The organism is Streptomyces changanensis, from assembly GCF_024600715.1.
Lineage (GTDB): Bacteria > Actinomycetota > Actinomycetes > Streptomycetales > Streptomycetaceae > Streptomyces > Streptomyces changanensis.
Genome location: NZ_CP102332.1, coordinates 3752025 through 3773759, shown reverse-complemented (window position 1 = coordinate 3773759; position 21735 = coordinate 3752025). Strand labels below are relative to the sequence as shown.

General features: G+C 72.9%; 21 protein-coding genes. 9 read left to right on the top strand and 12 right to left on the bottom strand.

The window, feature by feature from the left end:
- Window positions 1-52: 52 nt before the first annotated feature.
- The 3 genes from NRO40_RS16845 to NRO40_RS16835 form a co-directional block, all read right to left on the bottom strand.
- Window positions 53-658 (bottom strand): AAA family ATPase, encoded by a 606-nt coding sequence (locus tag NRO40_RS16845; protein ID WP_058942838.1) that lies wholly within the window; start codon window positions 656-658, stop codon window positions 53-55.
- On the bottom strand, window positions 658-1338 hold the full coding sequence (locus NRO40_RS16840; RefSeq protein ID WP_058942837.1) for a response regulator: 681 nt from the start codon (window positions 1336-1338) through the stop codon (window positions 658-660). The genes NRO40_RS16845 and NRO40_RS16840 overlap by 1 nt, the downstream gene beginning before the upstream one ends.
- A 147-nt stretch (window positions 1339-1485) precedes the next feature.
- Window positions 1486-2682 carry a sensor histidine kinase gene (locus NRO40_RS16835; protein ID WP_058942836.1) on the bottom strand — a complete coding sequence of 399 codons (1197 nt, stop codon included), beginning with the start codon at window positions 2680-2682 and terminating at the stop codon, window positions 1486-1488.
- A gap of 94 nt (window positions 2683-2776) precedes the next feature.
- Here NRO40_RS16835 and NRO40_RS16830 point away from each other — a divergent pair, with 94 nt between their 5' ends.
- Both NRO40_RS16830 and NRO40_RS16825 read left to right on the top strand, forming a co-directional pair.
- Entirely contained in the window at window positions 2777-4045 is a 1269-nt protein-coding gene (locus NRO40_RS16830) for an SAM-dependent methyltransferase (RefSeq protein WP_232791108.1), read from the top strand.
- Entirely contained in the window at window positions 4042-5202 is a 1161-nt protein-coding gene (locus NRO40_RS16825; RefSeq protein ID WP_058942835.1) for an NADH-quinone oxidoreductase subunit D, read from the top strand. Before NRO40_RS16830 ends, NRO40_RS16825 begins: the two co-directional genes overlap by 4 nt.
- 125 nt (window positions 5203-5327) lie before the next feature.
- Here the strand turns inward: NRO40_RS16825 and NRO40_RS16820 are convergent, their stop codons facing one another.
- The 4 genes from NRO40_RS16820 to NRO40_RS16805 form a co-directional block, all read right to left on the bottom strand.
- Window positions 5328-6494: a hypothetical protein gene (locus tag NRO40_RS16820; RefSeq protein WP_198549365.1), complete on the bottom strand. Its 1167-nt coding sequence runs from the start codon at window positions 6492-6494 to the stop codon at window positions 5328-5330.
- 118 nt (window positions 6495-6612) lie between these two features.
- Window positions 6613-7548: an ABC transporter substrate-binding protein gene (locus NRO40_RS16815; protein ID WP_058942865.1), complete on the bottom strand. Its 936-nt coding sequence runs from the start codon at window positions 7546-7548 to the stop codon at window positions 6613-6615.
- Window positions 7549-7602: 54 nt separating this feature from the next.
- A complete protein-coding gene (locus tag NRO40_RS16810; protein ID WP_058942834.1) occupies window positions 7603-8280 on the bottom strand; it encodes an ABC transporter permease in 678 nt (225 codons plus the stop codon).
- Window positions 8281-8283: 3 nt separating this feature from the next.
- Window positions 8284-9069 carry an ABC transporter permease gene (locus NRO40_RS16805; RefSeq protein WP_079047151.1) on the bottom strand — a complete coding sequence of 262 codons (786 nt, stop codon included), beginning with the start codon at window positions 9067-9069 and terminating at the stop codon, window positions 8284-8286.
- A 186-nt stretch (window positions 9070-9255) separates the two neighbouring features.
- Between NRO40_RS16805 and NRO40_RS16800 the strand changes: the two genes are divergently transcribed.
- Window positions 9256-10368 (top strand): ABC transporter ATP-binding protein, encoded by a 1113-nt coding sequence (locus NRO40_RS16800; RefSeq protein WP_058942833.1) that lies wholly within the window; start codon window positions 9256-9258, stop codon window positions 10366-10368.
- A 33-nt stretch (window positions 10369-10401) separates the two neighbouring features.
- On the opposite strand, the gene NRO40_RS16795 is transcribed toward NRO40_RS16800, so the two are convergent.
- Entirely contained in the window at window positions 10402-11514 is a 1113-nt protein-coding gene (locus NRO40_RS16795) for an alpha/beta hydrolase (RefSeq protein WP_058942832.1), read from the bottom strand.
- Between the two features lie 168 nt (window positions 11515-11682).
- On the opposite strand from NRO40_RS16795, the gene NRO40_RS16790 reads away from it, so the two are divergent.
- The 6 genes from NRO40_RS16790 to NRO40_RS16765 all read left to right on the top strand — a co-directional run bounded on the left by NRO40_RS16790 (window position 11683) and on the right by NRO40_RS16765 (window position 16932).
- Window positions 11683-13521, top strand: a complete 1839-nt coding sequence (locus NRO40_RS16790) for a phosphatidylglycerol lysyltransferase domain-containing protein (protein ID WP_058942831.1) — start codon at window positions 11683-11685, stop codon at window positions 13519-13521.
- Window positions 13522-13862: 341 nt separating this feature from the next.
- A complete protein-coding gene (folP, locus tag NRO40_RS16785; protein WP_058942830.1) occupies window positions 13863-14726 on the top strand; it encodes a dihydropteroate synthase in 864 nt (287 codons plus the stop codon).
- Window positions 14727-14788: 62 nt separating this feature from the next.
- The gene (locus NRO40_RS16780) at window positions 14789-15187 is read left to right on the top strand and encodes a nuclear transport factor 2 family protein (RefSeq protein ID WP_232791111.1); all 399 of its coding nucleotides are present in this window, start codon (window positions 14789-14791) and stop codon (window positions 15185-15187) included.
- Between the two features lie 154 nt (window positions 15188-15341).
- Window positions 15342-15701 carry a dihydroneopterin aldolase gene (gene folB, locus NRO40_RS16775; RefSeq protein WP_058942828.1) on the top strand — a complete coding sequence of 120 codons (360 nt, stop codon included), beginning with the start codon at window positions 15342-15344 and terminating at the stop codon, window positions 15699-15701.
- Window positions 15698-16297, top strand: a complete 600-nt coding sequence (gene folK, locus NRO40_RS16770; RefSeq protein WP_058942827.1) for a 2-amino-4-hydroxy-6-hydroxymethyldihydropteridine diphosphokinase — start codon at window positions 15698-15700, stop codon at window positions 16295-16297. Before folB ends, folK begins: the two co-directional genes overlap by 4 nt.
- A 149-nt stretch (window positions 16298-16446) precedes the next feature.
- Entirely contained in the window at window positions 16447-16932 is a 486-nt protein-coding gene (locus NRO40_RS16765; RefSeq protein WP_058942826.1) for a DUF3180 domain-containing protein, read from the top strand.
- An 87-nt stretch (window positions 16933-17019) separates the two neighbouring features.
- On the opposite strand, the gene folE is transcribed toward NRO40_RS16765, so the two are convergent.
- The 4 genes from folE to tilS all read right to left on the bottom strand — a co-directional run bounded on the left by folE (window position 17020) and on the right by tilS (window position 21665).
- A complete protein-coding gene (gene folE, locus NRO40_RS16760; protein ID WP_058942825.1) occupies window positions 17020-17625 on the bottom strand; it encodes a GTP cyclohydrolase I FolE in 606 nt (201 codons plus the stop codon).
- 125 nt (window positions 17626-17750) lie between these two features.
- A complete protein-coding gene (gene ftsH / locus NRO40_RS16755; RefSeq protein WP_257375439.1) occupies window positions 17751-19772 on the bottom strand; it encodes an ATP-dependent zinc metalloprotease FtsH in 2022 nt (673 codons plus the stop codon).
- Between the two features lie 211 nt (window positions 19773-19983).
- Complete coding sequence (hpt, locus tag NRO40_RS16750) at window positions 19984-20523, bottom strand: hypoxanthine phosphoribosyltransferase (RefSeq protein WP_058945511.1); 540 nt, start codon at window positions 20521-20523, stop codon at window positions 19984-19986.
- Window positions 20524-20618: 95 nt separating this feature from the next.
- Complete coding sequence (gene tilS / locus NRO40_RS16745) at window positions 20619-21665, bottom strand: tRNA lysidine(34) synthetase TilS (RefSeq protein WP_058945508.1); 1047 nt, start codon at window positions 21663-21665, stop codon at window positions 20619-20621.
- Between the last annotated feature and the right edge of the window lie 70 nt (window positions 21666-21735).

The window sequence follows — 21735 nt, the reverse complement described above, 5'->3', positions numbered from 1 at the left end:
GTGGGGGTGGACGGACCGGGGTGGGGGGAGGAGGGGGAGGGGGCCGGGGCGGTCAGTCGAAGCGGATGTGGCGCAGGCCGACGCGGAGGCGGTGCAGCCGGTGGCGGAGTGGGCCGTAGGTGTCGGGGAGCAGTCGTACGCCCGCCGAGGCGGCGATCTCCTGCGCGACCTGAGGGACGGTCATGCGGTCGGTGTGGAGGTGTCGGGCGAACTCGGGACGGGCGAGGCGTTCCAGGCAGTGGTCGAGCTTGGCCACGGCGAAGCTCTCCCTCTTCAGGCCGCGTCCCAGTCCGCGTTCGGTCAGCCGCCGCAGGACCGTTTCCCGCCGGGCGAGGAGGGCGAAGTGGTGCACGTCGTGGCCGTCGGCGCGGAGCCGTCCGACGATCTCGGCGAAGTACTCCGGTTCGACCAGGGTCATCGGTGCGATGACGGGGCCGCCGTCGTGGCGGCACAGGACCAGGTCCAGTACCTCGTGCACGCCGTGCCTCCAGGCGGTCAGGTCCTGGAAGTCGCCGCGCAGCGGGCGGGGCGTCATGCGGTGCAGGCCGAACCCGACCTCCTCCGGGTCGCACACGACGCTGCCCGGCAGGCGGCGGTGCAGTTCGTGGGCGGTCTGGGTCTTGCCGCCGCCGAAGGGCCCGTTGATCCACAGCAGCATCAGGGGAGCGTCCCGCCGCCCGCGCGGACCAGTCCGGTCTCGTAGGCGAGGACCACGACCTGGACACGGTCGCGGAGCTCCAGCTTGGTGAGGATGCGGCCCACGTGGGTCTTCACGGTGGCCTCGGAGAGGACGAGGCGGGCGGCGATCTCGCCGTTCGACAGGCCCTGGGCGACTAGGAGCATGACCTCGCGCTCGCGGTCGGTGAGCCGTTCCAGGCCCTTGTGCTCCGGCCGTGAGGTGCCGCTGCTGGGCAGCATCGGGGAGAACCGGTCCAGGAGCCGCCGGGTCGTGGAGGGGGCGACGACCGCGTCGCCGCTGTGGACGGCGCGGATCGCGGCGAGGAGGTCGCCGGGGGGCACGTCCTTCAGCATGAACCCGCTGGCGCCGGCCTTCAGCCCGGAGAAGGCGTACTCGTCCAGGTCGAAGGTGGTGAGGATGAGGACCCGGGGGGCGCCGGGTTCGGAGCAGATGCGGCGGGTGGCCTCCACGCCGTCGAGCTTCGGCATGCGGACGTCCATGAGCACGACGTCGACCGCCGTCGACCGCAGCACCTGCAGGGCCTCGACGCCGTCACCCGCCTCGGCCACGACCTCCATGTCCGGCTGCGCGGCCAGCACCATGCGGAAACCGGTGCGCAGCAGCACCTGGTCGTCCACGAGCATCAGTCGGATCGTCATTCTGCGGGTCCTCTTCCTGAGGGCGGGATGTGGTGGCGGGGGTACGGGGGTGGTCGGAGGGGGCGGTCCGTGGACGAGACGCGGTCGGGGCCCGTGGACGAAGAGCCCTGGTCGGGGTCCCGTGGCCCGTGGCCGGGCCCGTGGGGGCTAGTGGGCGGGTTTCAGGGGGAGCAGGGCGCTGATGCGGAAGCCGCCGCCCGGTCGGGGCCCGGCGTCGAGCGTGCCGCCCACCATGCCGACCCGCTCCCGCATGCCGATGAGGCCGTGGCCCCGGCCGTCGGCACCGCCGTCCACGTACATCTCCTGCGCGGCGCCCCGCCCGTCGTCCTCGACGAGCAGGCCGAGCCCGTCGTCGAAGTACGTCAGCCGCACGCTCGCCCCGACGTCCGGTCCGCCGTGCTTGCGGGTGTTGGTCAGCGCCTCCTGGACGATGCGGTACGCGGTGAGCTCGACGCCGCTGGGGAGCCGGCGCGGGGTGCCCTCGACCTTGAAGTCGACCGGCAGGCCGGCGGTGCGGACCTGTTCGACCAGGTCCTCGATCTGCTGGACGTCGGGCTGCGGCACGTACTCCCCCGCCTCCTCCGGCTCCCCCGTGCGGAGGATGCCGAGCAGTCGGCGCATCTCCGCCAGGGCCTGCCTGCCGGTGGACGAGATGGTCTCCAGCGCCTGCCGCGCCAGGTCGGGCGAGGTGTCGAGCACGTACGCGGCGCCGTCGGCCTGGACGACCATGACGGAGACGTTGTGCGCGACGACGTCGTGGAGCTCCCGGGCGATCCGGGCGCGCTCGGCGGCGACGGCCACCTTGGACTGGGCCTCCCGCTCCCGCTCCAGCCGGGCCGCGCGCTCCTCCAGCTGGGCGAGGTAGGCGCGGCGGGTGCGCATGGAGTCGCCGAGCACCCAGGCCAGCACGAAGGGCACGGACATCACGACGGTGAAGAAGATCTGCCCGGCGACGGAGACGTTCTCCACGGGCCAGCGCACCTGGGAGATGGAGGCGGCGCACGCCCCGCCGACGAGTGCCAGGCGGGACGCCCAGCGGGGCCCGTCGTGGGCGGCGACGCTGTAGATGATGACGAGCATCGCGAAGTCCGCCGGGTTCGGCGGGAAGTCCAGCAGCAGCTGGACGACACCGAGGAGGACCGCCAGGAGCAGCATCTTCTCGGGCGCGCGGCGGCGCAGCGCGACGACCAGCCCGAAGGTGGCCACGACGAGCGCGCCGATCACGTCGTCGGGCCCTTCCGGGACCTGGGCCACCCACAGCAGGGAGAACCCGAAGAGCATCACCGCCCAGAAGCTGTCGACGCCCGTCGGGTGCCTGCGGAGGAAGTCGTAGAGGCGCTGCACGTAGCAAGCGTAGGGAAACGGGATAGGTGCATGGGTCAACCGGGAGTGCGATCCGGTGCGAAGGCTCCTACTCCCCAAGGTGGACACTGGGCCCGTGACGGACGAGACCGCTGAGCGCACTGGTGTGACCTGGGACGACCACTCCTGGCGTGGCTGGCGGGAGGCGACGGAGGCCGCGCTGTACGGGCCGGGCGGCTTCTACCTCCGTCCCGAGGGGCCCGCCGGCCACTTCCGCACCTCCGTGCACGCCTCGCCGCTGTACGCCGCAGCCGTCGCCCGCCTCCTGACGGAGGTCGCGGCGGAGCTGGGGGACGAGGTCGCGTTCGTCGACGTGGGCGCGGGGCGGGGCGAGCTGGTGACGGCTGTGCTGGCGGCGCTGCCGCCCGGGCTCCGTGTCCGCGCGTACGCGGTCGAGAAGGCCCCCCGCCCGGCCGGGCTGGACCCGCGCGTGGAGTGGGTGGCGCGGCCGCCCGCCGGGGTGCGGGGACTGCTCTTCGCGAACGAGTGGCTGGACAACGTCCCGGTCGACGTCGCCCAGGTGGATGACGACGGCACGCCCCGGTACGTGGAGGTGCGGCGGGACGGCGCCGAGCGGCTCGGCGCGCCGGTGGCCGGGGCGGACGCGGCGTGGCTCGATCGTTGGTGGCCGGTGCGGGAGCCGGGTGGGCGTGCCGAGATCGGCCGCCCCCGCGACGAGGCGTGGGCGCGCGCGGCGGGCAGCCTGGCGGCCGGGCTGGCGGTCGCCGTGGACTACGCGCACACGGTGGCGACCCGTCCGCCGTTCGGCACGCTGACCGGGTTCCGCGAGGGCCGGGAGGTGCCGCCGGTACCGGACGGTTCGTGCGACATCACGGCACACGTCGCCGTGGACGCCTGCGCGGCGGCGGCCGCGCCGCACCGCACCGGCACGGGCCCCGCCGGCTCGGGCCCCACCGACGCCCACGCATCGGCCCACGCCCACGCCCACGCCACAGACGCGTACGGCCGCCGCGAGCACCCCACCGGCTCGGGCCCCACCGGCTGCGGCCCCACCGACGCACCCGCCACCCCTGGCGCGTACACCTCCCCCGACACCCACGCCACCCCGGCCACGTGCCTCACCCCGGACCACCCGCCCGGCGCGCGTGCCGCTTCCGTGCTGCCCGCCGGGCCCGTCGTGCTGCTCCCCCAGCGCGAGGCGCTGCACCGCCTCGGGGTGTCCGGCGAGCGACCCCCGCTGGCGCTCGCCTCCCGCGACCCGGCCGCGTACGTCCGCGCCCTCGCCACGGCGGGCGAGGCCGCGGAGCTGACGGCGCGCGGCGGGCTCGGCGGGTTCACCTGGCTCCTCCAACGGGCGCCCGCCGAGGGATACTGTCCGGCATGACGGAGACCACCCAGCACAGGGAGACCACGGTCGGCATCGGCGGTGCCGCGGAGAGCACCGACATGGTGCTCAACATCGGCCCCCAGCACCCCTCCACGCACGGTGTGCTCCGCCTCCGCCTGGTCCTCGACGGTGAGCTGATCCGGCAGGCCGAACCGGTGATCGGCTACATGCACCGCGGCGCCGAGAAGCTCTTCGAGGCCCGCGACTACCGCCAGATCATCATGCTGGCGAACCGGCACGACTGGCTGTCGGCCTTCGCCAACGAGCTGGGCGTCGTGATGGCCGTCGAGCGGATGCTCGGCATGGAGGTCCCCGAGCGGGCGGTGTGGACGCGCACGCTCCTCGCCGAGCTGAACCGGGTCCTCAACCACCTGATGTTCCTCGGCTCGTACCCCTTGGAGCTGGGCGGCATCACGCCGATCTTCCACGCCTTCCGTGAGCGGGAGGACCTCCAGCACGTCATGGAGGAGGTCTCCGGCGGCCGGATCCACTACATGTTCAACCGGGTCGGCGGGTTGAAGGAGGACCTGCCCGCGGGCTGGCTCGGCCGTGCCCGCCAGGCGGTGGCCGCCATCCGCTCCCGCATGGACGTGTACGACCGGCTGGTCCTCGGCAACGAGATCTTCCGGGGCCGTACCCGCGGTGTGGGCGTGTTGTCCGCGCAGGCCGTGCACGCGTACGGGGTGAGCGGGCCGATCGCCCGCGCCTCCGGGGTCGACTTCGACCTGCGGCGGGACGAGCCGTACCTGGCGTACGGGGAGCTGCAGGACGCGCTGAAGGTCGTCACCCGGCAGGAGGGTGACTGCCTGGCCCGGTTCGAGTGCCTGCTGGAGCAGACGCACAACGCGCTGGAGCTGGCCGACGCCTGCCTGGACCGGCTCGCGGAGCTGCCGCCGGGGCCCATCAACCAGCGCCTGCCGAAGGTCCTCAAGGCCCCCGAGGGCCACACGTACGCCTGGACGGAGAACCCCCTCGGCATCAACGGCTACTACCTGGTCTCCAAGGGCGAGAAGACCCCGTACCGGCTGAAGCTGCGCTCCGCCTCGTACAACAACATCCAGGTGCTGGCGGAGCTGCTGCCGGGGACGCTCGTCGCCGACATGGTGGCGATCCTCGGCTCGTTCTTCTTCGTCGTCGGCGACATCGACAAGTAGTCGCGAACGGCGCACGGCGGCGGCCGGGAGGAATCCTCCCGGCCGCCGCCGTGTCGTCCGTGCCCCGGGGGCGCCGCCTGACGGCGCTGACACCGCCTGACGGCGCCTCACGCGATCGGTGACGCCTACGAGCTGACGGCGTCCCGCAGCTCGACCACGTCCAGCTGCTCGGTCTCGTCGTGGGCGGTCAGGTCGATGACCTGGCCGACGGCCTGCTCCGAGTCGCGCCGTCCGTCCGGCCGCTCGGCGGCGAGGGCCTCCGCGCCGACCACGTCCGCCAGGTCCTCCTGCTGGACGGCGGCCTCCAGCGCGGCCGAGGGCCCGCCGGTACCGCCCTGTCCCGTACCACCCTGCCCGGTACCGGCCGCTCCGCTACCGGCCTGCCCGGTACCGGCCGCTCCCGTACCACCGGCCTGTCCCCCGGCGCCCTTCTGGGTACCGAAGAAATCGAAGCCGCCCTCCAGCCGGGAGGCCGGGCGGCGCTGGGCGGCGTACGGGACGATGGCGGCCGCGGCGGACACGGGGCGCGTCGCCACCGCGGTCCGTCCGGGGGTGCCTGCGGCGGGGCGCAGCGCGGCCTCGGCGATCCGGCGGGCCTCCTGCGCGGCGGCGTTGCGCGTCAGCCGGCGCAGGGCCTGGGCGGCGCGCAGGTAGTCGGCCCCGGTCGGCGCGGAGGACCAACCGGTGGGCGGCGCCGAGGCCGCCAGGGACTCCGGGGACGCCAGGGACTCCGGGGACCCGGACGCGGTGGACGCCGGGGACCCGGACGCGGTGGACGCGGCCACCGGCCCCTGCGGACCGGACCCGCCGGCGTCCGGGGTGCCCGGGGTGTCCGCCGCGGTTCCCAGGGCGAGCCGGCGGCGGCCCTCCAGGGCGCTGGCCCGCTCGGTCTCGGCGGTGGCGTACCGGCGGAGCAGCCCGGCGTGTTCGTTGCGCAGGCCCGCGAGTTCGACCCGCTTGGCGCGCAGCTTCGCGTCGAGCTTCGCGCGCAGGACGCGCGATTCCTCCAGGTCCGCCTCCAGCTCGGCTATGCGCTCCTCTGTCTTCCACTGGTCGCTCGCGCGGGCGCGGGTCAGCTCGGCGACGCGGCGGCCCGCCGTACGGTCCCAGGCCCGCATGAGGACCGCGCCCGTGACGGCGGCGGCCGCCGTGGCCGCGACGAGCAGGCGCAGCGCCAGCGGATCGGCCAGGAGCCAGGCACCCGACGCGCAGAGGACGGACGCTCCGGCCACCGCGGAGGGCGGCAGAAGCCGGTGCAGGGGCGGGGAATGGCGGTGGCGTCCACGTGGCATGGCCTGAAATTTACCGTGCGTAGGCGTCGTTCGGGGTGTCGGCCCGGCAATGTTTCGCCGACGTGCCGCGGGCCGGGCCGACCGTCCGACTCGTGCGTACTCGGGAAGGCGTTCGCCGTTACCGGCGAAGCAACCCCTTCTCCCCCAGGTACTCCTTGGCGACGTCCACCGGTTTTGCGCGCTCGGCGTCGACCTTGCGGTTCAACTCGACCAGGTCGGCGGTGGTCAGCGTTTTGGTGATCTTGCCCAGTGCGGCGGCGATCTCCGGTGATCCGGCGTCCCGCGCATTGACGACGGGCAGGACGTTGTCGGCGTTCTGGAGCTTCTTGTCGTCCTCCAGGATCACCAGGCCGAAGGCGTCGAGCGTGGCGTCCGTCGTGGTGGTGAGGACCAGCTGGTCGACCCCGTCCTTCACCGCCTGCTTGGCCTGCGGGGTGCCCACGCCCTTGGGGTCGACGCCCGTCACGTCGATCCCGTACCGGGATTCGAGCCCGGGTGCGCAGAACGGCCGTACGGTGCACTCGTCACCCGCCGCGATCTTCACCTTCACCTTCGACCGGCCGAGGTCGGAAAGTGTCCGCAGCTTGTTCCGCGCGGCGAATTCGCGGCTGACGGCGAAAGCGTTCTGATCGACCGCGCGGCCGGCCGGGAGGACCTTCAGTCCGCGCGGCTCGGCGAGCTTCTTCAGTGCGGCGACGGTGGCCGTGACATCGCTGGAGGCGACCGGCTTCTCCTGTGGCGCCTTCGGGCCGTTCACCTTCGCGTTGAGGAATTCCGCAAGCGTAGCCGCGTATTCCGGTACGACGTCGATCTCGCCCTTCTCCAAGGACGGCTGGTACAACTCGCGGTTCTCCACCGTCCTGATGGACGTGCGGTATCCGGCGTCGGCGAGGACCTGCGCGTACAGCTCCGCGAGGATCTGCGACTCGGTGAACCCGGCCGAGCCGACGACGACCGTGCCGCCGCCCGCCGCGCCGGAGGGCTCACCGGACCCCGCCGCACCGCCGCGCTCCTCCAGGCTGCTGCCGCCGCAGGCGGCCAGCCCCACGGTCATACCGAGCACGCCCAGGGCCGCCCCGGCCACGCGGATGGTTCTGCTCTTCACGATTCAGGTCTCCGTCCGTTTCCGTCCATGGCCCGCGAGCGCCCTGCCCGCCGCCGCCAGTACGCCCTCGACGAGCAGGGCGAGGGCGCCGACGAGCAGCGCCCCTGCGAACACCTGCGCGGTGTCGTACGTGTGGAAACCCGCGGTGATGATCCGCCCGAGGCCGCCCTCGCCCGCCATCGCGGCGAGCGTGGCCGTGGCGATCACCTGGACGGCGGCCAGCCGCAGGCCCGTCATCACCAGGGGGAGGGCCAGGGGCAGCTCGACCGTGCGGAAGAGCTGACCACCCGACATGCCCATGCCACGAGCGGCCTCGACCACCGACCGGTCCACCTCCCGCATCCCCAGATAGGTGTTGGTGAGCAGTGGCGGCACGGCGAAGAGCACCAGCGCGACGATCGTCGGTACGCCGCCCTGCCTGCCGAGGGGGGTCAGCGTCAACAGCACCAGCACCGCGAGCGTGGGGACCGCCCGGCCGACGTTGGAGACGTTCACCGCGAGCGCGCCGCCCTTGCCGACGTGCCCGAGCCAGAAGGCGGCCGGCAGGGCGATCAGGCAGGAGAGGACCAGGCTGACCCCGCTGAACCACAGGTGCTCCCCCAGCCGGTGCCAGACTCCCGCCTCGCCCTGCCAGTTCGCCCCCGTCGCCAGCCACGTCCAGGCGTCGGCCACCACACCCATCGCTCAGCCCGCCTTCCCCACGGAATCACGCGCCGCGGCACCCCGCCGCGCCCGGGAGCCAGATGACGTGAGGCCAGGTGACGCGGAGCCAGGTGACGTGGACCGCCGCGGCGCGGAGCCCCGCGCGCGGGCCGCCCGCGTCCACGGCGTCAGCAGCCGCTGGAGCGCCAGCAGCAGCGCGTCCGCGGTGACCGCCAGCAGGACGCAGAGCACCGAGGCGGTCAGCACCTGGGCCTTGAAGAAGCTCTTCAGTCCGCTGGTGATCAGCGTGCCCAGACCGCCGTAGTCCACCAGCGCGCCCACGGTCGTCAGGGCGACCGTCGACACCGTCGCCATCCGTACGCCCGCCAGCACGGCGGGCAGCGCGAGCGGCAGCTCGACCTCCCACAGCAGCCGCCCCGGCCCGTACCCCATGCCGCGGGCCGCCTCACGCGTCTCCTCGGGCACCGCCGCCAGGCCGGCCAGGATGTTCCGCACGAGGATCGTCAGCGAGTACAGCACCAGACCGGTCACGACCAACGCCGCGGACAGCCCGAAGAGCGGGAGCAGCAGGGAGAACATCGCCAGGGACGGGACCGCGTACAGCACGGTCGTCAACCCGAGCACGGGCCCCGCGAAGGCGGGCCGGGCGCGCACCAGCAGCGCCAGCGGGAAGGCGACGGCGAGCCCGACGAGCACCGAGACGACCGTGATCCACACGTGCTGGACGGTCGCGTCCGTGAGCTCCTGGGCACGGGAGCTCACGTACTCCGGGCAGATCCACGCGTTCGCCGCGAGACATCCGCTCATCACTCCCCCACCTCCCCGCCTCGATGTGGTGTTCGACCGCAAACGACCCTAACCCGCACCACCGACAATCACCGGGGAACCCGCCAAGAGGGCACCATGGGCCTCTGCGTCACCACACGCCACACAGCCCCGCACGTCGCGGAACCGGCGTGTGACAGGGTCGGTACGTCACGAGGGGGAGCAGCAGTGATCCGGTTCGAGCACGTCACCAAGCGGTACCCGGACGGCACCACGGCCGTCGACGACCTGTCGTTCGAGGTGGCCGAGGGCGAGTCGGTCACCCTCGTCGGCCCGTCGGGCTGCGGCAAGACGACCACGATGAAGATGGTGAACCGGCTGGTCGAGCCCACCTCCGGACGGATCCTCGTCGACGGCCGGGACGTCGCCACGACCGACCCGGTGGTCCTGCGGCGCGGCATCGGCTACGTCATCCAGCAGGTCGGCCTCTTCCCCCACCGCACGGTCCTGGAGAACACCGCGACCGTGCCGCGCCTCCTCGGCACCGGCCGCGCCGCGGCCCGCGCCCGCGCCGCGGAACTGCTCGACCTGGTCGGCCTCGACCCGCGCGCCTTCGGCGACCGGTACCCGGACCAGCTCTCCGGTGGCCAGCGCCAGCGCGTGGGCGTGGCGCGGGCGCTGGCGGCCGACCCGCCCGTCCTGCTGATGGACGAGCCGTTCGGCGCGGTCGACCCGGTCGTGCGGGAGCGCCTGCAGACGGAGTTCCTCAAGCTCCAGTCCCAGGTGCGCAAGACGGTCCTGTTCGTCACCCACGACCTGGAGGAGGCCGTACGGCTCGGCGACCGCATGGCCGTCTACGGACACGGGCGGATCGAGCAGTTCGACACGCCGGCCACGGTCCTCGGCGCCCCGGCCACCCCGTACGTCGCGGACTTCGTCGGCGCCGACCGGGCCCTGCGGCGGCTCGCGGTCACGCCGGTGGAGGAGGGCCACCTGGACCACCCGCCGGTCGTCCGGCTCGACGACCCCCTCCCGCGCGCGGGGGAGGGCCGTTCCGTGGTCCTGGACGCCGACGGCCGGCCGTACGGCTGGCTCCCCGCCACCCCGGAGAAGGCCCCCGAGGGCGGCCCGGCCACGGTGCGCGAGCGGACGCGGCCCATGGACGCGCGCGTGCCGCTCGGCGGCTCCCTCAAGGAGGCGTTCTCGGCGATGCTCCGGTACGACGCGGGCTGGGTCGCCGTCGTGGATCCGGCCGACGGCGGGCGCTACGCGGGGGTGCTCACCCCGGACCGGCTCCACGAGGCCCTGCGCCGCTCGGTGGACGGCACGGCACCCCGCTGAACCGCACCCGCGCCCATCCCCTCCCGAGCCCGCTCAGACCGCGCTGAGACGCCCGCTCATCCACACCAGGGCGGGCGGTATCTCACGGTTCCACGTACCGAAGTTGTGGCCGCCGCTGTCGAGCGTGATCGACGACACGCGCGCGGGGGCCTTCACCTTGGCGATGAAGTCCCGCGTCCCCCGCAGGTTCCCCTCGCCCTGCCGTGACGTCGTCACGAGGAACGACGACGCCCCCTGCCGGACGTTGTCCAGGCTCCACAGCAGGTCGGCCCGGTTGCGCAGCTTCGCGTCCCCGCGGAAGAGGTCGCCGGTCGTGACGTCCTCGGCCGCCTTGTAGTACGCGGACAGCCCGGCGCCCGCCGCGAACCGGTCCGGGTGGTGCAGGGCGATCTTCAGCGCGCAGTAGCCGCCGGTCGAGTTGCCGATGAAGCCCCAGTTGCGCGGCTTCGCGCCGACCCGGTACGTCTTCGAGATCGCCTCCGGCAGGTCCCGCGCGAAGAACGTCTCCGTCCGCGGCCCTCCCGGCACGTCCACGCACTCGGTGTCCCGCGGCGGCGCGACCGTCGGCCGCAGCATCACCAGGATCATCGGCTGCATCTTCCCCGCCTTGGCCTGGTCGTACGCGGTGCGCGGGTAGCGCAGTCCCTTGAGGAGGTTCTCCGCGGTGCCCGGGTAGCCGGTCAGCACGACGGCGGCCGGGAAGGTGCGGCGGGCGTGGGCGGGCTGGAAGTACTCCGGCGGCAGGTACACATAGGCCGGGCTCTCGATGCCCGAGCGCGGCCCCTCCACGACGACCTTCTGTATCTGACCGCCCGTCGCCGGATGGTGGCCGCCCGGCACGTCCATGCCGCGCTTCTCGACGACCCGGACGTCCCGGCTGCCCGCCGAGTGGTCGACGACCACGCCCATCTCCTGCTCCTGGCCCAGCAGGTCCGCCCAGGAGCCGTAGAACAGGAAGTAGTTGTTCGCGGCCAGCCCCACCGCAGCGAAGAGCGACAGCTGGGTCACCAGGAGCAGGCCCACCCTGCCGAGCACCGCCTTCGGGTCCCGCCGCGCGAGCCGCGGCCACAGCCGGACCGTCAGGGCGAACAGCACCACGGCCACGAGGACGGCGAGCGCCAGGACTTTGTTACTGGTGAGACCCATGCGTCGTCCAAGCCTTCTTCTTCAGTCGAGCGGTCGAGATTTTCCGGGCCGTGAGTGAACCCCCCAGCCGGGCACGCCGTCCTAGAAGGCGCACATAGTCCGGTTGTCCGGCGCCGAGAAGCTCGGGCCGAAGGGACACGTCGATCTCTCGCGGAGCCACGGGAAGCCATGTCTGTGACGGTAGATGGGGATAAGTCGGGATCGGTTCCGGCTCGGGTACGCCGAGTCCTGCGCGGACCGCGTGCCGAGAAGGTGCCCTCGCTCGTCGGCGCGGCGTGCACCTTCATCGGCCTGATCGACATCGCCGCCGGGGTCTTCCCCCGCTTCCGGGCGAGCCGGTTCCACGACGTCGTGGAGGTGCTGCCCGGCACGCTGGGACCGCTGTCCGCGGCGCTGGCGCTGAGCGTCGGCGTACTCCTGCTGCTCCTCGCCCACGGACTCAAGCGCCACAAGCGGCGGGCCTGGCGGGCCGCGGTCGTCCTGCTCCCCGCGGGCGCCGTGGCGCAGTTCCTCTACCGCCACTCCGTCGTCGGCGTGCTGCTCTCCCTGGCGCTGCTGGCCCTGCTGCTGCGCCACCGCAAGGAGTTCGCCGCGCTGCCCGACCCGCGCAGCCGCTGGCGCGCCCTCGCCAACTTCGTCCTGATGGGCGCCGGCTCGATCGGCCTCGGCCTGGTCATCGTCAGCGCCCACCCGGGCAAGGTGATCGGTGACCCCGGCCTGAGCGACCGCCTCGAACACGTCCTGCTGGGCCTGTTCGGCGTCGAGGGGCCCGTCGCCTACGGCGGCAGCGTGTCGTGGACCGTCGGCTACTCGCTCGGCGCCCTCGGCCTGCTCACCGCCGTCACCACCATCTACCTCGCCTTCCGGCCCGAGCACCCGGTCGCCCGGCTCACCGAGGACGACGAGGCCCAACTGCGCGAGCTGCTCGCCCGGCACGGCGGACGCGACTCGCTCGGCCACTTCGCCCTCCGCCGCGACAAGGCGGTCGTCTTCTCGCCCAGCGGCAAGGCCGCCGTCACCTACCGCGTCGTCTCCGGCGTGATGCTCGCCAGCGGCGACCCGATCGGTGACGTCGAGGCGTGGCCCGGCGCGATCGAGCGGTTCATGGACGAGGCCAAGGCCCACTCCTGGACCCCCGCCGTCATGGGCTGCTCCGAGACCGGCGGCCAGGTCTGGACCCGCGAGACGGGCCTGGACGCCCTGGAGCTCGGCGACGAGGCGGTGGTGGACGTCCCGGATTTCTCCCTCTCCGGGCGCGCCATGCGGAACGTCCGCCAGATGGTCAAGCGCATCGAGCGCAACGGTTACGAGACGCGGGTCCGGCGAGTCCGTGACCTCTCCGCCGGCGAGCTGGAGCGCATCCGCCTGGCCGCGGCGGCCTGGCGCGGTACGGACACCGAGCGGGGCTTCTCCATGGCCCTCGGCCGCATCGGGGATCCGGGCGACGGCGACGCCGTCATCGCCACCGCCCACAAGGCCGACGAGACCACCGACGCCTCCCCCTACGGCGATCTGAAGGCGATCATCCACTTCGTGCCGTGGGGTCGGGACGGGATGTCGCTGGAGCTCATGCGGCGTGACCGCGCCGCCGACCCCGGCATGAACGAGCTGCTGATCGTCGCCGCCCTGCAGGCGGCCCCGCAGCTCGGCGTCGCACGGGTCTCCCTGAACTTCGCGATGTTCCGCTCCGCCCTCGCCCGCGGCGAGAAGCTGGGCGCGGGCCCGGTGCTGCGCCTCTGGCGCGGCCTGCTGGTCTTCCTGTCGCGCTGGTTCCAGATCGAGTCGCTGTACAAGTTCAACGCGAAGTTCCAGCCCCGCTGGGAGCCGCGCTTCGTCGTGTACCGCAGCAGCCGCGACCTGCCCCGCATCGGCTTCGCCGCCATGCAGGCCGAGGGCTTCGTGAACCTGGCACCGCCCCGCCTGTTCCGCCGCGCCGCGACCCGTACGGCCCGGCCCTGCGCCCACATCACGCCCACCACCGGCGAACAGGGCATGCGCGCGGCCTGACGGGCCGCCGCGGTCGCGGACGGCCGGGAGGGGTCGTACAGGGTCGCCCCCGCAGGGGGTCGGCGGGGGCGGGCCGGTGCCTTCACCGGGACCCGGGCCCGCCGACCCCGAGGAGGTGACCCTGTACGACCCCGACCCACCCCCACCGGCCCCCGGGACCCCCACCACCACGACGGCCCGGACCCCGCTGCCGCCACTCACCGGACCCCGGACCCCGCTGCCCCCGCCCCACAGGCCCCCGGGACCCCCGACACCGCCACCACCACGACGGGCCGGCACCAGCACGGCCCCGGACCGTGCTGCCCCGACCCCACCGGGACGACACCCCCTAGGCTGGGTGCATGAGTACGTTGCGCGGACGGGGCACGGTCCAGGGCCTGCCGGAGTGGGACCGCTGTGCGGTCATGGGCGTGGTGAACGTGACGCCCGACTCCTTCTCCGACGGCGGGCGCTGGTTCGACACCACCGCCGCCGTCAAGCACGGCCTGGACCTGGTCGCCCAGGGCGCCGACCTGGTGGACGTCGGCGGCGAGTCGACCCGCCCCGGCGCCACCCGCGTCGACGAGGACGAGGAGCTGCGGCGGGTCGTCCCGGTCGTGCGGGGCCTGGCCTCCGAGGGGGTCACCGTCTCCGTGGACACCATGCGCGCCTCGGTCGCCCACGCGGCCGTCGAGGCCGGCGCCGCCCTGGTCAACGACGTCAGCGGCGGCCAGGCCGACCCCGGCATGATCCCGGCGGTGGCCGCCGCGGGGGTGCCGTTCGTGGTGATGCACTGGCGCGGTTTCAGCGACACGATGAACAGCCTCGCCGTGTACGACGACGTCGTCGCCGAGGTCGTCGCCGAGATCCACGCGCGCGTGGAGGCCGTCGTGGCGGGCGGTATCGCCCCCGAACGGCTCATCGTCGACCCGGGGCTCGGTTTCGCCAAGCAGGCGGAGCACGACCTGGCCCTCGTCGCGCACCTGCGCGACCTGCGCGCCCTCGGCCGGCCCCTCCTCGTCGCCGCCTCCCGCAAGCGGTTCCTCGGCCGGGTGCTGGCCGGCGACGGGCACGCCCCGCCGCCCGCCCGCGAGCGGGACGCCGCCACGGCCGCGGTCTCCGCGATCGCGGCGCACGAGGGCGCCTGGGCCGTCCGGGTCCACGAGGTGCGGGCGACGGCGGACGCGGTCCGCGTGGCCCGCGCCGTCGAGGGCGCCGCCTCGTGAGCGGCGGCGCGCGCACCGACACCGAGGCCGTCGAGCAGGCCAACACCGCCTTCTACGAGGCGATGGAGCGGGGCGACTTCGAGGCGATCGCCGACCTGTGGCTCGACGAGCGGCACGGCGACGTCTCGTGCGTCCACCCCGGCTGGCCGGTGCTGACCGGGCGGGGCGAGGTGCTGCGCTCGTACGCCCTGATCATGGCGAACACCGAGTACATCCAGTTCTTCCTGACCGACGTGAAGGTCTCCGTCGTCGCCGACACGGCGCTGGTGACGTGTACGGAGAACATCCTCAGCGGCGGCCCCGCCGAGGACGGCGCAGAGCTGGGCCCGCTGGTGGGGCAGCTCGTCGTGGCCACGAACGTCTTCCGCCGCACCGCGGACGGCTGGAAGGTCTGGTCCCACCACGGTTCGCCCGTCCTCGCGGAATCCGACGACGAGGAGGACGACGAGGGCGCGGTGTGAGCCCTGTCGAGTGGGTAGGCGAGCGGGTGGGAACGCCGCCGGCGGGGCCGTGCGCGGACCGTGTCGGTGCCCGCGGGTAGATTCGTGGGGTGGCAACCGGACCGCCGCACCCGGCCGGCTGCCCGCCAGACCTACGACAGCAGGAGTGATTCGCGTGGATCGTGTCGCGTTGCGCGGCCTCAAGGCCCGCGGGCACCACGGCGTCTTCCCCCGGGAGCGGGAGGAGGGCCAGACGTTCATCGTGGACCTCGTCCTGAGCCTCGACACCCGCCCCGCCGCCGCGGACGACGACCTGGCCAAGACCGTCCACTACGGCATCGTCGCGGAAGAGGTCGTCGACGTGGTGCAGGGCGAGCCGGTCGACCTGATCGAGACGCTGGCCGAGCGCATCGCCCAGCAGTGCCTGAAGCACCAGGGGGTCCAGGAGGTCGAGGTGTGCGTGCACAAGCCGGACGCCCCGATCACCGTGCCCTTCGACGACGTGACCATCACCATCACCCGGAGCCGCGTATGAACCGCACGCCCAGCGACCCGACGGTACAGCCGGTGCCCGCCTCCGTGACGGAGCAGGTCGACGCGGCCGACACCACGCTGACCAACCCGAGGCAGGCCGTGCTGTCCCTCGGGGGCAACCTCGGCAACCGACTGGAGAACCTCCAGGGAGCCGTGGACGCCCTGGAGGACACGCCAGGCGTTCGGGTGAAGGCCGTGTCCCAGGTCTACGAGACGGAGCCCTGGGGCGTCGAGCCGGACTCGCAGCCCCGCTACCTCAACGCGGTCGTCGTCGTGAAGACGACGCTGCCGCCAGCGTCCCTCCTGGAGCGGGCGCAGGCCGTGGAGGAGGCCTTCGACCGGGTCCGCACGCAGCGGTGGGGCGCCCGGACCATCGACGTCGACATCGTGGCGTACGCGGACGAGCTCTCCGACGACCCGACGCTCACCCTGCCGCACCCGCGCGCCCGTGAGCGGGCCTTCGTGCTCCGCCCGTGGCTGGACGTCGACCCGGACGCCCAGCTCCCCGGCGCGGGCCCGGTCGCCGAGCTCCTGGCGGGCCTCGGGCAGGAGGGCGTGGCCGTCCGGGACGACCTGGAACTCCGCCTGCCCGAGTGAGCGTTGTCCCCGGGGGACGCCCGGCCGACCGGGCGGAATCCCCCGCGAGACAGCACGCACGACAGGCACGACGAACACAGCACGCACCACACGCAGCACACGCACAGCAGTCACGACACGCACGGCACTGACACAGGCGAAGGACACCGGTGAAGCAACTGCGGGTCAAGGTACTGGCCGGACTCTTCGTGGTGGCCGGAGTCCTGTCCTGGGGCGGCGCCCGGCTGTGGGACGCGCTCGGCACGCTGCCGAGCGTCCCGCTGGCCGCGCCGATCGTGCTCGGGGCCATCGCGGCCGTCCTCGCGGCGACCGCGCTGTCCCTGCGGGCCCGGCTGAAGGCCCAGCGGGAGCGGCGCCCGGGCGCCAAGGGCGTCGAGCCGCTCATGGCGGCCCGCGCGGTCGTCTTCGGCCAGTCGAGCGCGCTGGTCACCGCGGTCGTCAGCGGCATGTACGGCGGGGTGGGCGTCTTCCTGCTCGGCTCGCTGGACGTGCCGGCCCGCCGCGACCAGGCCATCTACGCCGGTTCCGCGGTGGTGGCCGGGATCGCGGTGATAGTGGCGGCGCTCTTCCTGGAGCGCGTCTGCCGGCTCCCCGAGGACGACGACCCGGCGACCCCCACCGCCACCCCCGCGTGACGCACGGCCGGCGCCGAAGCGCCGGCCGTGACCGTGGGGGCGGACCGTCGAGGACGGGCCGTGGAAGGCGGGCCGTGGAAGGCGGGGTCAGCGCGCCATTATGAGGCTCATCGCCTCGGCCCGCGTCGACCCGTCCCGCAGCTGCCCGCGCACCGCGGACGTCGTGGTCTTCGCGCCCGGCTTGCGGATGCCGCGCACCGACATGCACATGTGCTCGGCCTCGATCACCACGATCGCGCCGCGCGCCTCCAGGATCCGCATCAGCGAGTCGGCGATCTGCGTCGTCAGCCGCTCCTGGACCTGCGGGCGGCGCGCGTACACCTCGACCAGGCGGGCCAGCTTCGACAGGCCGGTGATCTTGCCGCTCTCGGCGGGGATGTAGCCGACGTGCGCCACGCCGTGGAACGGCAGCAGGTGGTGCTCGCACAGGCTGACGATCTCGATGTCCTTCACCAGGACCATCTCGTCGTGACCGAGGTCGAACGTCGTCGTGAGCACGTCCTCGGGCTCCTGCCAGAGGCCGCTGAGGATCTCCCGGTAAGCGCGGGCGACCCGGGCGGGGGTCTCGCGCAGCCCCTCGCGGTCCGGGTCCTCGCCGACCGCGATGAGGAGTTCGCGTACGGCGCTCTCCGCGCGCTTCGCGTCGAACACGCCGATCGCGCTCTCGCCGTCCAGCGTCACCGGGTCGGTCATGGGTGCCTCGTTCCGTCTTGCCTGGAATACGCGAATACCGCGCCTGGAGTACGCGAATGCCGCGCCCTCACAGGCTAAAACCTGGTGGGCGCGGCATCCATTCCGGGTCCGGGGCGGGGCCCCCGTCAGGACTCGGGGCGCTCCTCGGCGGCCGGCTCGGCCGCCTTGGTGGTCTCCACGGTCGTGGTGGTCACCGCGGGGGCTGAGCCGTTGGTCAGCGCCAGCTCCTTCGGTGAGAGCACCGGCGGCCGCGTCGAGGGCGTACGCCGCGAGGAGCCGGTCCAGGCCGGGCGCGGCGGGCGCTTGACGATCGGCGCGAAGACCTCGGCGATCTCCTCCTTGCCGAGCGTCTCCCGCTCCAGCAGCTGGAGGACGAGGTTGTCGAGGACGTCGCGGTTCTCGACGAGGATCTCCCACGCCTCGTTGTGCGCCGTCTCGATGAGCTTCTTGACCTCCTCGTCGACCAGCGCGGCGACCTCCTCGGAGTAGTCGCGCTGGTGCGCCATCTCGCGGCCGAGGAACGGCTCGGTGTTGTCACCACCGAACTTGATCGCGCCGAGGCGCTCGGTCATGCCGTACTGCGTGACCATCGCGCGGGCCGTGGCCGTGGCCTTCTCGATGTCGTTCGCGGCGCCGGTGGTCGGGTCGTGGAAGACCAGTTCCTCGGCGGCGCGCCCGCCCAGCATGTAGGCGAGCTGGTCGAGCATCTCGTTGCGCGTGGTCGAGTACTTGTCCTCGTCCGGCAGGACCATCGTGTAACCGAGGGCCCGGCCGCGGGACAGGATGGTGATCTTGTGGACGGGGTCGGAGTTCGGGGAGGCCGCGGCGACGAGGGCGTGACCGGCCTCGTGGTACGCGGTGATCTTCTTCTCCTTGTCCGACATGATGCGGGTCCGCTTCTGCGGGCCCGCGACCACGCGGTCGATCGCCTCGTCCAGCATGTGGTTGTCGATGAGCTTCTTGTTGCTGCGCGCGGTGAGGAGCGCGGCTTCGTTCAGCACGTTCGACAGGTCGGCACCGGTGAAGCCGGGCGTGCGGCGGGCGACGGCGGCGAGGTCGACGTCGGGCGCGACCGGCTTGCCCTTCTGGTGGACCTTGAGGATCTCCAGACGGCCCTGCATGTCCGGCCGGTCGACCGCGATCTGGCGGTCGAAGCGGCCCGGGCGCAGCAGCGCCGGGTCGAGGATGTCCGGCCGGTTGGTGGCGGCGATCAGGATGACGCCGCCCTTCACGTCGAAGCCGTCCATCTCGACGAGGAGCTGGTTGAGGGTCTGCTCGCGCTCGTCGTGGCCACCGCCGAGGCCCGCGCCGCGGTGTCGGCCGACGGCGTCGATCTCGTCGACGAAGACGATCGCCGGGGCGTTCGCCTTGGCCTGCTCGAAGAGGTCGCGGACGCGCGAGGCGCCGACACCGACGAACATCTCGACGAAGTCGGAACCGGAGATCGAGTAGAACGGCACGCCCGCCTCACCCGCGACGGCGCGGGCGAGCAGCGTCTTGCCGGTGCCGGGCGGGCCGTACAGCAGCACGCCCTTGGGGATCTTGGCGCCGACGGCCTGGAACTTCGCGGGCTCCTGGAGGAACTCCTTGATCTCGTGGAGCTCCTCGACGGCCTCGTCCGAGCCGGCGACGTCGGCGAACGTCGTCTTGGGGGTGTCCTTGGTGATCAGCTTGGCCTTGGACTTCCCGAAGTTCATGACGCGGGAGCCGCCGCCCTGCATCTGGTTCATCAGGAAGAGGAAGACCAGGACGATCAGGACGAAGGGCAGCAGCGAGAGCAGCACGGAGACGAAGGCGCTCTGCTTCGTCGGCGAGATCGTGTAGCCGTCCTTGATCTCGTCGGCCTCGTACTTCTGCTGCAGCGTCGCGGCGAGGTCGGAACCCTGGGTCCCGATGTAGCTCGCCTGGATCTTGTCGCTGCCGTCGATCTTCTGGCCGTCCTTGAGGTCGACCTTGATCATTTGTTCGTCGCCGGTGGTCAGCTTGACCTGGTCGACCTGGTTCTTGGTGATCGCCTGAACGACCTTGCCGGTGTCCACCGTCTTGTAGCCGCCCGACGAGCCGACGACCTGCATCAACACGACCACGGCGAGGACGGCCAGCACGATCCACATGACCGGCCCACGGAAGTATCGCTTCACGTCCATCCATACGGAGCGATGACGCCCCGTCCCTCCTGCCCGTAGGTAAATGCTGCTGTGAGAGTGTGAGACTACGTGCTGGCTTCTGGGTCAGCACGGGTGCGGGAAAAAAGCTGTTCTTCGGACGGTACCCCAGCTTCGTGGCCCGTGGCCGCCTTCCCTTCCTCCAACGGCGGGAAGGCGGCCGGGGTTCCCGGGCCGCGGCGGCCCCGGCCGTTCAGCCCCCGTAGACGTGCGGGGCGAGCGTGCCGACGAACGGGAGGTTGCGGTACTTCTCCGCGTAGTCCAGCCCGTAGCCGACGACGAACTCGTTGGGGATGTCGAAGCCGATCCACCGTACGTCGATCGCCACCTTGGCGGCGTCCGGCTTGCGCAGCAGGGTGCAGACCTCCAGGGAGGCCGGCTCGCGCGAGCCGAGGTTGGACAGCAGCCAGGACAGGGTCAGTCCGGAGTCGATGATGTCCTCGACGATCAGGACGTGCTTGCCCTTGATGTCGGTGTCCAGGTCCTTGAGGATCCGGACGACGCCCGAGGACTGGGTGCCCGCCCCGTAGGAGGAGACGGCCATCCAGTCCATGGTGACAGGGGTGGACAGGGCGCGTGCCAGGTCCGCCATCACCATCACGGCGCCCTTGAGGACGCCGACGATGAGCAGGTCCTTGCCCGCGTACTCCTCGTCGATCTTCGCCGCCAGCTCGGCCAGCTTGGCGTCGATCTCTTCCTTGGTGATGAGTACCGACTTGAGGTCGGCACCCATGTCGTTCTGGTTCACCCGGGTCACTTTCGTTGCAGCCTGCGTCAGCCTGGATCGGCCTGGTCGGCCTCCTGGCCGACTCCTCGGCCCGTTTTCGGTCAGCCTTGCCGGATGACCAGTCTGCCACCCTGCCGCCGGGCGACGACGCGGCCGGGCAGATTGATGACGCCCTGACCCCGCCAGCCGGTGATGAGCCGGTCCAGTTCCTCGACGTGCCGGGCGAAGAGGGAGCCCGCCGGGGCGCCTTCGGCGATGGCGGCGCGGCGCAGGACGCGGCGGCGGACGGCGGGGGGCAGGGCGTACAGCTTGGCGCACTCCAGGAGCCCGGCGTCGTCGCGGACGGTGGCGTCGACCTCGGCGGCCCAGGTGTCCAGGGCGTCGGCGTCGTCCCGGCAGAGCTGCGCGGTACGGGCGAGGGCCTCCACGACGCCCTTGCCGAGCGACTTCTCCAGGGCGGGCAGGCCCTCGTGGCGCAGCCGGGACCGGGTGTAGGCCGGGTCGGCGTTCATCGGGTCGTCCCAGACCGGCAGCGACTGGACCAGGCAGGCCTTGCGGGCGGTCTGGCGGTCCAGCTGGAGGAAGGGGCGGCGGTAGCGGCCGGCGGAACCGGAGACGGCGGCCATGCCGGACAGGGACCGGATGCCGGAACCCCGGGCGAGGCCGAGGAGGACCGTCTCCGCCTGGTCGTCGCGGGTGTGGCCGAGCAGGACGGCGGCGGCGCCGAGCCGTTCGGCGGCCTCGTCCAGTGCGGCGTACCGGGCGTCCCGGGCGGCCGCCTCGGGGCCGCCGGCGCGGCCGACGGTGACGGCGACGGCCTCGACCGGGTCCAACCGCAGCGCGGTGAGCCGGGAGGCGACCTCGGCGGCGCGGAGGTCGGAGCCGGTCTGGAGGCCGTGGTCGATGGTGATGCCGCCGGCGCGGACGGCCAGCTTGGGCGCCTCGAAGGCGAGGGCGGAGGCGAGCGCCATGGAGTCGGCGCCGCCGGAGCAGGCGACCAGGACGAGCGGGGGCCCGTCGGCGCGGGTTCGCGCGGGGCCGCCCGCCGGGGGGGAGTCGGCGGTGTCGCGGGAGAGCTCGTTGAGTACGTCGTGGAGTACGCGGCGAACCGCCAGGCGTATCGCCGCGACCGCAGGATGGGGACCCATGTCCGGTGTCCTTCGTGTTTGGGGGTGCCTCGGTCGGAGTCTTAACGGTCGGAACGGGGGGTTCGGTCAC

Bases quoted from the DNA above. Each gene is read 5' to 3' on its own strand.
- ftsH (WP_257375439.1), bottom strand. From the start codon at position 19,772: ATGGACGTGAAGCGATACTTCCGTGGGCCGGTCATGTGGATCGTGCTG.
- NRO40_RS16790 (WP_058942831.1), top strand. From the start codon at position 11,683: ATGTCTGTGACGGTAGATGGGGATAAGTCGGGATCGGTTCCGGCTCGG.
- NRO40_RS16840 (WP_058942837.1), bottom strand. From the start codon at position 1,338: ATGACGATCCGACTGATGCTCGTGGACGACCAGGTGCTGCTGCGCACC.
- folE (WP_058942825.1), bottom strand. From the start codon at position 17,625: ATGACCGACCCGGTGACGCTGGACGGCGAGAGCGCGATCGGCGTGTTC.
- NRO40_RS16825 (WP_058942835.1), top strand. From the start codon at position 4,042: ATGACGGAGACCACCCAGCACAGGGAGACCACGGTCGGCATCGGCGGT.
- folP (WP_058942830.1), top strand. From the start codon at position 13,863: ATGAGTACGTTGCGCGGACGGGGCACGGTCCAGGGCCTGCCGGAGTGG.
- NRO40_RS16815 (WP_058942865.1), bottom strand. From the start codon at position 7,548: ATGACCGTGGGGCTGGCCGCCTGCGGCGGCAGCAGCCTGGAGGAGCGC.
- NRO40_RS16820 (WP_198549365.1), bottom strand. From the start codon at position 6,494: ATGCCACGTGGACGCCACCGCCATTCCCCGCCCCTGCACCGGCTTCTG.
- NRO40_RS16810 (WP_058942834.1), bottom strand. From the start codon at position 8,280: ATGGGTGTGGTGGCCGACGCCTGGACGTGGCTGGCGACGGGGGCGAAC.
- NRO40_RS16780 (WP_232791111.1), top strand. From the start codon at position 14,789: ATGGAGCGGGGCGACTTCGAGGCGATCGCCGACCTGTGGCTCGACGAG.
- NRO40_RS16795 (WP_058942832.1), bottom strand. From the start codon at position 11,514: ATGGGTCTCACCAGTAACAAAGTCCTGGCGCTCGCCGTCCTCGTGGCC.
- hpt (WP_058945511.1), bottom strand. From the start codon at position 20,523: ATGGGTGCCGACCTCAAGTCGGTACTCATCACCAAGGAAGAGATCGAC.
- tilS (WP_058945508.1), bottom strand. From the start codon at position 21,665: ATGGGTCCCCATCCTGCGGTCGCGGCGATACGCCTGGCGGTTCGCCGC.
- NRO40_RS16845 (WP_058942838.1), bottom strand. From the start codon at position 658: ATGCTGCTGTGGATCAACGGGCCCTTCGGCGGCGGCAAGACCCAGACC.
- folK (WP_058942827.1), top strand. From the start codon at position 15,698: ATGAACCGCACGCCCAGCGACCCGACGGTACAGCCGGTGCCCGCCTCC.
- NRO40_RS16805 (WP_079047151.1), bottom strand. From the start codon at position 9,069: ATGAGCGGATGTCTCGCGGCGAACGCGTGGATCTGCCCGGAGTACGTG.